This window comes from Phenylobacterium sp., assembly GCF_036263695.1.
Lineage (GTDB): Bacteria > Pseudomonadota > Alphaproteobacteria > Caulobacterales > Caulobacteraceae > Phenylobacterium.
This window is the reverse complement of the sequence record NZ_DATAGM010000289.1, coordinates 1-7,858: the sequence shown is the minus strand read 5'-3', so window position 1 is coordinate 7,858 and position 7,858 is coordinate 1. Positions and strand designations below refer to the sequence as shown.

The window sequence follows — 7,858 nt, the reverse complement described above, 5'->3', positions numbered from 1 at the left end:
CAGCAGCGGCGGCCCGGCCCTCCGAGCCGCCTCCGCTGCACATCTAGAGCAGCAGCACCAGCGCGCCGATCACCAGCAGGGCGCCTACCGCGGCGCCGATCAGCGCCGGCCCCACGCGGGGCCCAGAGTCGCCTGCACCCGTCGGCTGCAGGGACGGCTCGGCGGCGTTGTGGTTCGCGCCCCCCGAGCTGCGGCCGCCCTCCTGTGCGCGGGCGAGGGCTACTTCCTCGGAGGTGAGCGAGGCGCCGCCCGCCTCTTCGTCGGTCCCCAGCGGGGCCGCGCCGGGGTCGAAGCCGCCCACCTTGTCTCCCGTCCGGCCGCTGTCGATGTCGTCTTTCAGTTGGGCGACATTGTGCGCCTCTGGCTCCGTGCTCATCCCAGTCTCCTCAATGGCTTGCGGGGGTAACCCCGCCGCCCGGCGCCCGTTCCGGCGGAACGTCGGGCCGCCGCTGCGGCTTCCACATGCGAGACACAGGAGGCCTCCATGCCCGACCCTAATCCTGAGCCCATGAACCGGCAGGCCGGCGTTCCCATCGGGGACGGTCAGCGGGACGCCGACAAGTCGGTCGCCACCGGAGACCGGCGGGACGAGGTTCGCTACGAGGACGATCCGGCTCAGCTCGCCCGCGTGCGCCACACCTTCGCGCCCGAGACGCCGCTGCCGCCCCAGGAGCAGAGCGAGGCGGCGGAGCGCGACCGGCCGCTCGCAGACGGAAGCGTCACCGACGTCGCGGAGGTGAAGCCGTCGCCGTCGGTCTGGGACGCCCGCCCGCCTGAAAATTGAGCATCGCCGCGGCGCCTCGCCGCGCTCGGTTGACGCAGGCTCCGAGGCGCTTATTGGGTAGTTTGACAACCTAACTACCCTAGTACCGAGTCTATGCGCACCACCGTCCTTGCCGATCCTGAAGATTCCGTCGCCCTCGCCGAGGCGCTGCGCCCGGCCCTGCTGCGGGTCACCCGCCGGCTGCGCCAGGAGGCGAACAAGGAGGGCCTGTCGGCGCTCGACGCCCTGCTGCTCGGCGAGATCAAGCGCAAGCCCGGCGTCGGCGTCTGCGACCTGGCCGACCAGGAGCAGATCTCTCGGCCGACCATGAGCGGCCACATCAAACGTTTCGAGGCCGCCGGCTGGATCGTCCGCGCCGGCCACGCCGAGGACGGCCGCCGCTCGGGCCTCAGCATCACGCCGGCCGGCGTGAAGGCGCTCGAGGCCATCCGTCGCCGCCGCAACGACTGGCTCGCCGCGCGCCTGGCCAAGCTCTCGCCCGAGGCCCGGCGCGATCTGGCCGCCGCCGCCGGCCCCCTCCTCCAGCTGCTGACGGTGGATGCATGAGCCAGGTCGACGGGCCCATTCCCGCCGCCGCGCCGGCCGCCGGCGAAGAGGCCGCCGCCCGCACCGTCCGCGGCTGGCTGGTCCCGGCGATCATCGGCTCGGCGCTGCTGATGCAGACGCTGAACGCCACAGTCCTCTCCAACGCCCTCCCGACTATGGCGCAGGCGCTCGGCGAGGATCCGCTGCGGCTGAACCTGGCCATCACCATGTACCTGCTGGCCGCGGCGGTGTGCCTGCCGATCAGCGGCTGGGCGGCCGACAAGCTCGGGGCGAAGCGGGTCTTCGTCGTCTCGATCGTCCTCTATGCAGTAAGCTCGGCCGCCTGCGGCTTCGCCACCAACCTCACCGAACTTGTCATCGCCCGCCTGCTTCAGGGAGTGGCCGGCGCGATGATGATGCCGGTGGGCCGGCTGGTGCTCCTTCGCACCACCCCCAAGAACGAGCTCGTCGGCGCCATGTCCGTGCTGACGATGCCGGCCCTGCTCGGGCCGGTGATCGGCCCGGTGCTCGGCGGGGCCATCGTCACCTTCGGCGACTGGCGCTGGATCTTCTTCATGAACCTGCCGATCGCCGTCGTGGGGCTCGCCCTGGTGCTGCGCTTCGTCCCCAACGTGGCCGAGCAGGAGGTCTCCAAGCTGGATTTCACCGGCTTGCTGCTGACCGGCCTGGGTCTCGCCGGCCTGATCTTCGGCTTCGAGAACCTGGGGCGGGACATCATGCCGGCCTGGGCGGTCGCCTGCCTGTTCGGCGGCGGCTTCGGCTGCGCGGCCATGTATTGGCTGCACGCCCGGCGCAACCCGCACGCCATCCTCGATCTGTCGCTGTTCAAGGTGCAGACCTTCACCGCGGCGGTGGTCGGCGGCTCCTTCATGCGCTTCGCCATGGGGGCGACCCCCTTCCTGCTGGCGATGCTGTTGCAGATCGGCTTCGGCTTTAACCCGTTCCAAGCCGGCCTTCTGACCTTCATGAGCGCGGCCGGCGCGCTGATCATGAAGACGACCGCCCCGCCCATCTTGCGGCGCTTCGGCTTCCGTCAGGTGCTGATCGTCAACGCGGTGATCGTCGCCGCATCGTTCATGGCCTACGGCCTTTTCCGCCCATCCTGGCCGCAATGGGCGATCATGGCGGTGCTGCTGGTCGGCGGCTTCTTCCGCTCGCTGCAGTTCACCAGCCTCAACGGCCTGGCCTATGCGGACGTCGACCAGCCGCAGATGAGCCGGGCCTCCACCATGTCCAGCATGTTCCAGCAGCTGAACCAGTCCATCGGCATCGGCCTCGCCGCCACCCTGCTGCATTTGTTCATGACCTGGAGCGGCCAGGACCGCATGACCGCCGGCACCATCGCCCCGGCTTTCATGGTGTTCGGCGTCCTGAGCTTGGTGTCGCTGGCCTTCTTCGTCCGCCTGCCCCGCTCAGCGGGCGACGAGATGAACGGGCGTGGTCGGCCCGAGTAGTCCGACCTTCACCACGCCATTGCGACAATCAGCCGTTGAGACCTGACGGCAACCCGTCATCATCGGGAAAGTCTCAAGGTGATTCTGGGGCTTGCGGCTCCAGGGAGTGAGCATGGCTCTGTACCGGCGGGCGGTTGTCGAAGGCGCGTCCAAGCGCGCGGGATACGAGGGCGGCCCGCTCGGCAACAGGTTGTTCGCCGCGATCGCCATCGGCGCCGCCGCATTCCCGGTCATCTCATGGCCCCTGTCCCTTGCCTGGCTCGCCTGCGGCGTCGGACTGGCGACCCTCGAAGCCGTCGCTCCGAACGCGCGGTGGCGTCGCGCCATCGAGACCCTTTCGCGCCTGAACTACATCGCCGCCGCCATCCTCTTCTGGAATGCGGAGGCGCCGCTGTCGCGATTGCTCGCGGTGGTGATCGTCGTGGTGGACCTGCTCTGGCTGTTGATGAAGCTTCACGCGCGGCCGCGCATGTTCCTGGCCACAGCGTCGCCGCTGCTCGCCGTCGCCCTCGCCGGTGCAGCCGATGTCGTCCGGATCTGCATCGAGCGCGGCGAACCCTGGATGGCGGTGACCGCCCTCATGGGACCGATGCTGATGATCCACTTCGTGATCCTCACGCGCGGGCGGCTTGCACGGTCGCATGAGGCGCTGGCGAAGGCGCAGGACGACGCCGACGCGGCCGCGCGCGCCAAGAGCTTCTTCCTGGCCACCATGAGCCACGAGATCCGAACGCCGCTGAACGGCGTCCTCGGCATGGCCCAGGCGATGCAGGCCGACCGGCTGAGCCCGGTCCAGCGCGAGCGACTGCAGGTGATCCGGCAGTCGGGCCAGGCGCTGGCCTCCATCCTTGACGACGTCCTCGACCTTTCGACCATCGAGGCGGGCCGGCTGCAGCTCGCCCCCGTCGAATTCGACGCCGCCGAGCTGGCGAGAGCCGCCCTGGCCCCGATCTCGCCTGAGGCGGCCGCCAAGCGACTGACGGTGCGGCTGCGAATCGAGCCGGGCGCGGACGGGATCTACCGCGGCGATGCGCGCCGGCTACGCCAGGTCCTCGGCAAGCTGCTCTCCAACGCCGTGAAGTTCACCGCCGCCGGCGAGGTGGAGCTCGCCCTCGCCCGCTATGACGGCCGCCTCTGCTTCGCCGTGCGCGACACCGGCCAGGGCATCGATCAGGCTCAGCTCGGCCGACTGTTCGAGCGCTTCGAGCAGGTGGACGCCTCGCCCACCCGCCGCCATGGCGGAGCTGGCCTGGGCCTATCCATCGCCCGCGAGATCGCCCAGTTGATGGGCGCCGAGATCGAGGTTTCGAGCCGCCCCGGCGAGGGCTCGACCTTCACCCTCGCCGCCCCCCTCCCCCGCATCGGCGACGCCACCCCCGTCGCCCAGTCCGACTTCGCCGAGTTGGACCTGTCCGACGTGCGCCTGCTGGCCGCCGAGGACAATCCGATGAACCAGCTGGTGCTGAAGACCCTGCTCGGCCAGCACGGGCTCGATCCGGTGCTGGTGGAGACGGGCGCGCAGGCCTTGGCCGCGTGGCGCACCGGCGGCTTCGACGTGATCCTTATGGACGTGCAGATGCCGGAGATGGACGGCCCTGCCGCCGCACGCGCCATCCGCACGGAGGAAGCCGCCCGGGGCCTTCCCCGCACCCCCATCGTGGCTCTGACCGCCAACGCTATGAGCCACCAGGTGGAGGAATACTTCGCCGCCGGCATGGACCTGCACGTCGCCAAGCCCATCGAAGCTGGCCTGCTCTACGACGCCATCATCGAGGCCCTGAACAGCCGCGAGACCCGGACGGACTCCGCCGCCGCCTGACCAGGGCCGCGGCGCCGTTCTTGAAGCGGACGGAAACCCTGCCAAGCTTCCATCAGTTTGCGGGACGCCGCCCCGGAGCCTTCGTGCCTTACACCACCGCCACCCTCGACCTGACCGTCCGAAAGGGACGGCCCCTGAGGTTGGCGCTCTGCGTGCTGGCGGCGGGCTTGGCGCTGGCGCTGGGCGGGGCGATGCTGTTCCAGCAGGTGTTCTTCACAGGCCTTCCCGCCGTGCCGGACCGTAACGGCCTGTGGGGCGCGGGCCGCCCACCCGGCGTCACCTTTCTGGACAAGGACGGCCGGGTCATCGCCCACCGCGGCCCCCGCCACGGCGCGCCGGTCTCGCTGAAGGACCTGCCGCCCCATGTGCCGCGCGCCTTCCTGGCCGCTGAGGACCGCCGCTTCTACGAGCACGGCGCCGTCGACCTGCGCGGCATCGCCCGGGCGGCCAAGGTGAACCTCGAGGCCGGCCGCGCGGTCCAGGGCGGATCCACCCTGACCCAGCAACTCGCCCGCACCCTCTTCCTCGCCCCCGACAAGACCCTGCGCCGCAAGGTCCAGGAGGCCGCCCTGGCGCTCAAGCTCGAGCGGATGATGAGCAAGGATGAGATCCTCGAGCTCTACCTCAACCGCATCTACTTCGGCGACCGCGCCTACGGCCTCTCGGCCGCCGCAAAGACCTACTTCGGCAAGTCGCCCCGCGACCTGACCCTCGCCGAAGCCGCCATGCTCGCCGCCCTGCCCAAGGCGCCGACGCGCTTGGCTCTGACCAACGACCACGCCGCCGCCTGGGCGAGAGCCCAGCTGATCCTCGCCGAGATGCAGGAGCTGGGTTGGGCCGACCCGCAAGCGGTGGCCGCGGCCGGGCCGCCGCCGGTGGTCCACACGCCCGAGCCCGGCGAAGGCGACCTCGCCTGGGCCCTGGACGCCGCCGCGCTGCAGGCCGAGGAGCTGGTCGGCGCCCGCTCCCCCGACCTCGTGGTCCGGCTCACCGTCGATCCCGCCCTGCAGGCGCAGGGCGCCCGCATCGTCCGCGAGGCCGTTCGGGGCGAAGGTCGTCGCCGCGGCGCGCGGCAGGCGGCGCTGGTGGCCCTGGCGCCCGACGGGGCTATCCGGGCTATGGTCGGCGGCGTCGACCACGCCCAGAGCCCCTTCAACCGCGCCTGGCAGGCGCGCCGGCAGCCCGGCTCGGCGTTCAAGCCCTTCGTTTGGGCCGCCGCCCTGGAGCGCGGCGTCCACCCCTACGAGCTGCGGGCCGACGCGCCCGTCAGCATCGGCGGCTGGAGCCCGCAGAACTTCGGCGGCGGCTACTCCGGCGCGGTCAGCGTCGCGGAGGCCCTGCGCCGCTCGATCAACACCGTCTCAGTGCGTCTGGCCCGCGAGGCCGGCGTCGAGCGGGTGGCCGAACTCTCCCAGCGGTTCGGCCTGGCCGCCATCCCGGACAATCCCGGCCCGTCCATCGCGCTCGGCGCCTACGAGGTCACCCTGCTGGAGCTGACCAGCGCCTACCAGGTGTTCCAGAACGGTGGGATCCAGCGCCCGCCCTACCTGATCGCCAGCATCGCCAACGCCCGCGGCGACCTCCTCTACGCCCGCACCCCCACCGCCGGCGCCCCCGCCTACAATGAAGCGCAGGCCGCCCAGATGGTGCGCATGATGCAGGGCGTGATCGGCTCAGGCACCGGCAAGCGCGCCGCCTTCGGCCGCATCGCCGCCGGCAAGACCGGCACCAGCCAGGACCACCGCGACGCCTGGTTCGTCGGCTTCTCGCCCGACTGGGCGGTCGGCGTCTGGGTCGGCAATGACGACAACCGTCCGATGCGCCGCGTCGTCGGCGGCGAGCTGCCGGCGGTGGTCTGGCGCCGCTTCATGATTGCCGCCCACGCCGGCCTGCCGGCCCGCGGCTTCGACTGGATGCCTCAGGCCGCGCCCCCGCCGCCGGACTGGGCCGAGGAGGATCCCGGCCCGCCCACAGACGGCGAGGAGGTCATCGACGAGACCATTGAGGTCGCGGAATACCCTGAGGGCGAGGTGCGGATCTGGCCGCCCCAGCGCGGCCGGGAGGACGAGCCCGAGCCGTACGCGGACGAGGCGGACGAGGCCGAGCCGCCCTACCGCCCGCCCTACGGCCCGATGGACCTGGACCGGCCGCCCCGCTGGAACGGCTCCAGCTACTGGTGAGGCCTACTCGGCCGCCCAGGCCAGCGGCCGGCCGCGGGTAAGCGCGGTCTTGCCGGCCAGCGACAGCTTGGCCGCCTCGTACTCGTTCGCCAGCCGCTCCACGAGCTCGCCGGCCGAGGGGATGTCGCTCAACGCGCCGATGCCCTGGCCGCAGCCCCAGATGTCGCGCCACGCCTTGGCCTTCTGGTTGCCGCCGGAGCCGAAGTTCATCTTCGAGGGATCGGCCTCGGGCAGGTTGTCGGGGTCCAGCCCCGCCGCCTCGATGGACGGGCGCAGGTAGTTGCCGTGCACCCCGGTGAACAGGTTGGTGTAGACGATGTCGTCGCCCGAACTGGCGACGATCATGTCCTTGTAGCCCTGGGCGGCGTTGGCCTCCTTGGTCGCGATGAAGGCCGAGCCGATGTAGGCCAGGTCCGCGCCCATCGCCTGGGCCGCCAGCACCGCTCCGCCGTTGGCGATGGCGCCCGACAGCGCGATCGGCCCGTCGAACCACTGGCGCAGCTCCTGTACGAAGGCGAAGGGCGAGAGCTTGCCCGCGTGTCCGCCGGCTCCCGCCGCCACCGGGATCAGGCCATCCGAGCCCTTCTCCACCGCCTTGCGGGCGAAGCGGTCGTTGATCACGTCGTGAAGGGTGATCCCGCCGTAGCTGTGCACGGCGGCGTTCACGTCCTCGCGCGCGCCCAGCGAGGTGATCACGATCGGCGCCTTGTACTTCACCGTCAGCTCGACGTCCTGCTCGAGCCGGTCGTTGGTCTTGTGGACGATCTGGTTGACCGCGAACGGCGCAGACGGGGTGTCCGGGTGCGCCCGGTCCCAGGCCGCCAGCTCCTCGGTGATTTGCGCCAGCCACTCGTCGAGCTGGCTCGCCGGCCTCGCGTTCAGCGCCGGGAAGGACCCGACCACCCCGGCCTTGCACTGGGCGATCACCAGTTCGGGCCCGGAGATGATGAACAGCGGCGAGCCAATGACCGGCAGGCGCAGACGGTTTTCGAGGGCGGCAGGAAGGGCCACGGGCAAGCTCCGGTTCGGTTTACGATTTACAGCGTAAGACGATCACCGCGCGAACCGCAAGCCT

7 protein-coding genes are annotated in these 7,858 nt (G+C 71.1%); 5 read left to right on the top strand and 2 right to left on the bottom strand.

Going from position 1 to position 7,858, the window contains the following annotated elements:
* Positions 1-43 precede the first annotated feature (43 nt).
* Positions 44-376, bottom strand: coding sequence for a hypothetical protein (locus VHK87_RS11620; RefSeq protein ID WP_329635058.1), 333 nt, complete (start codon positions 374-376; stop codon positions 44-46).
* 108 nt (positions 377-484) lie between these two features.
* On the opposite strand from VHK87_RS11620, the gene VHK87_RS11615 reads away from it, so the two are divergent.
* The 5 genes from VHK87_RS11615 (at position 485) to VHK87_RS11595 (ending at position 6,783) form a co-directional block, all read left to right on the top strand.
* Entirely contained in the window at positions 485-784 is a 300-nt protein-coding gene (locus tag VHK87_RS11615) for a hypothetical protein (RefSeq protein ID WP_329635057.1), read from the top strand.
* Between the two features lie 93 nt (positions 785-877).
* A complete protein-coding gene (locus VHK87_RS11610) occupies positions 878-1,330 on the top strand; it encodes a MarR family winged helix-turn-helix transcriptional regulator (protein ID WP_329635056.1) in 453 nt (150 codons plus the stop codon).
* Positions 1,327-2,784: a DHA2 family efflux MFS transporter permease subunit gene (locus tag VHK87_RS11605; protein WP_329635055.1), complete on the top strand. Its 1,458-nt coding sequence runs from the start codon at positions 1,327-1,329 to the stop codon at positions 2,782-2,784. Before VHK87_RS11610 ends, VHK87_RS11605 begins: the two co-directional genes overlap by 4 nt.
* Before the next feature lie 112 nt (positions 2,785-2,896).
* Positions 2,897-4,603: an ATP-binding protein gene (locus VHK87_RS11600; protein ID WP_329635054.1), complete on the top strand. Its 1,707-nt coding sequence runs from the start codon at positions 2,897-2,899 to the stop codon at positions 4,601-4,603.
* An 83-nt stretch (positions 4,604-4,686) separates the two neighbouring features.
* On the top strand, positions 4,687-6,783 hold the full coding sequence (locus VHK87_RS11595) for a PBP1A family penicillin-binding protein (protein WP_329635053.1): 2,097 nt from the start codon (positions 4,687-4,689) through the stop codon (positions 6,781-6,783).
* Between the two features lie 3 nt (positions 6,784-6,786).
* Here VHK87_RS11595 and VHK87_RS11590 read toward each other — a convergent pair whose 3' ends face one another.
* Positions 6,787-7,794 (bottom strand): nitronate monooxygenase family protein, encoded by a 1,008-nt coding sequence (locus VHK87_RS11590; RefSeq protein WP_329635052.1) that lies wholly within the window; start codon positions 7,792-7,794, stop codon positions 6,787-6,789.
* Positions 7,795-7,858 lie beyond the last annotated feature (64 nt).